2 protein-coding genes are annotated in these 2,116 nt (G+C 54.9%); one reads left to right on the top strand and one right to left on the bottom strand.

Annotated features, from left to right (window positions below; all coding sequences use genetic code 11):
- Positions 1-1,420, top strand: a 1,420-nt coding sequence (locus ACOSYY_RS17310; protein ID WP_421664069.1) for a sigma-54-dependent transcriptional regulator, incomplete at its 5' end; no start/stop codon positions are given.
- Between the two features lie 17 nt (positions 1,421-1,437).
- Here the strand turns inward: ACOSYY_RS17310 and ACOSYY_RS17305 are convergent.
- On the bottom strand, positions 1,438-2,116 hold a 679-nt coding region (locus tag ACOSYY_RS17305; RefSeq protein WP_421664067.1), incomplete at its 5' end, for a response regulator.

Raw genomic sequence — 2,116 nt, 5'->3', positions numbered from 1 at the left:
AAGTGGACGTGGTAAGGAGAGAGAAGTTATGTCGGCGTCGATTCTAGTGGTGGACGACGAAGAAGCAATTCGTGCGTCTCTGCGAAGCATCCTGGAAGATGAAGGGTATGACGTATCGGTAGCCGCGAATGGGGTGGAGGCGATAAAAATATATGGCACCGACCCGCCGGATCTCATGATTCTGGACATCTGGATGCCGGAGATGGACGGGCTGGAGACCTTACGGCGGGTGAAAGAATTTGTGCCCATGACGCAGGTCATGATGATTTCCGGGCACGGATCCATCGAAACGGCCGTGAAAGCCATCAAGCTGGGTGCGTACGACTACATCGAGAAGCCATTGTCGCTGGAAAATGTCACGCTCCGTGTCAAGCACGCGCTGGAGCAGTTCCGATTGGCGCAAGAGAACCGGTCGCTGCGGACCAAGGTCCAGCAAAAGTTCGAATTGGTCGGGCAGTCTCCGGCCATGCAGCGGCTACGTGAGCTCATCGAAACGGCAGGCCCCACGAACAGTCGGGTGTTGATCGGAGGCGAGAATGGAACAGGGAAGGAATTGGTCGCCCGAGCCATCCACATGCGCAGCACCAGATCGGACCATCCTTTCGTGGCCGTCAATTGCGCAGCCATCCCAGAGACATTGATCGAGAGCGAATTGTTCGGTCATGAAAAGGGCTCCTTTACCGGAGCCACATCCATGAAGCGCGGCCAATTCGAGCAGGCCGATGGGGGTACGCTGTTCCTCGACGAAATCGGCGATATGAGCCTCAATACGCAGGCGAAAGTGTTGCGGGCTTTACAGGAACAGCAGTTCACGCGGGTCGGCGGGACCAAATTGATGAAGGTTGATGTGCGGGTACTGGCGGCATCCAACAAAGATTTGGAAAAGGAAATCGGCAAGGGACAATTTCGGGAGGATCTGTATTACCGCCTCAACGTGGTTCCGATTGTTGTGCCTCCGCTGCGGGAGAGACGGGAAGATATTCCTGCCCTTGTGAGGCATTTCATGAAGATGCACGTCGAGGAGCAAGGGTTACGGATGAAGGACGTCTCGCCGGAAGCGATGGCCGTGTTTCAGCACTACGACTGGCCTGGAAACATCCGGGAGCTGAGAAATTTGATCGAACGGCTCATGATCATGGTGCCGGGGTTTGTGATCGACGTCTCTCAGGCTTCCCTGTCGTTACAGGGACGAACCGCCGGGGTGGCGCCAACCGGCAACCAAACTTCTAATTCACTTCTTACAAAATCCTACGACTCGCTTCGAGACGCCCGGAATGCGTTCGAAAAAGAATACATCAGTCGCAAGCTTCGGGAACACCACTGGAACATTTCACGGACTGCCGAAGATCTCAAGATCGAACGAAGTCATCTTCACCGGAAGATCAAGTTGCTTGATGTGGAGATGCGCCCGGAGAGCTAAGGACGACAACGACAGGATTAGCGGCTTGCGCACGTGGAGCAGGCGAGATCCAGAAACTTTGTTTCGGGATGGGCCTGCACGTACTCGTTCAGGGCGGCTTCGGACATGTGCGCGGGATGGGGTTTTCTACATGATGGGCACACGGGTATCAGTTGTTGTAATGCGGCGATGTCGCGCAGTGTGCGGTCGAGATCGGTGATGGTTTTCGTGACCTCTTGTTCCCAACTCCTTTTCGCGTCCGTTTCGCGCTTGAGCTTGAATGCGGATTTCACTCGTGCGAGGAGTTCCACCTGCTCGACGGGTTTTCTGATGTAGTCGGTTGCACCTGCGTCGAATGCCGCCTGAAGCCAGTCCTTTTGGTTCCGTGCCGTCACGATGATGATCGGAATGTCTGCAAAGACATCGATGGCTTTAATGCGGCGACAGGCCTCGATCCCGTCTATGTCCGGCATCTTGATATCCAGCAAAATGACATCGGCCTTAACGCCGTCGGCGCCGGCATGATCCAAGTCCAGTTGCTTAAAAGCATCACGGGCCGACGAAACGGTGATCAGGTCACGGTAGCCCGCACTCCTGAGAATATGATGAAGCAGCAGACGCTCATCAGGAGAATCATCGACAATCAGAATGGCCACCACATCCTCCTGCACCGGCTTGTACGGTCGAATTTCGGGAAGATACGTATAACAGTATAGG

Source organism: Nitrospira sp. BLG_2 (assembly GCF_049222245.1).
This window is presented reverse-complemented; position numbering and strand designations above follow the sequence as displayed.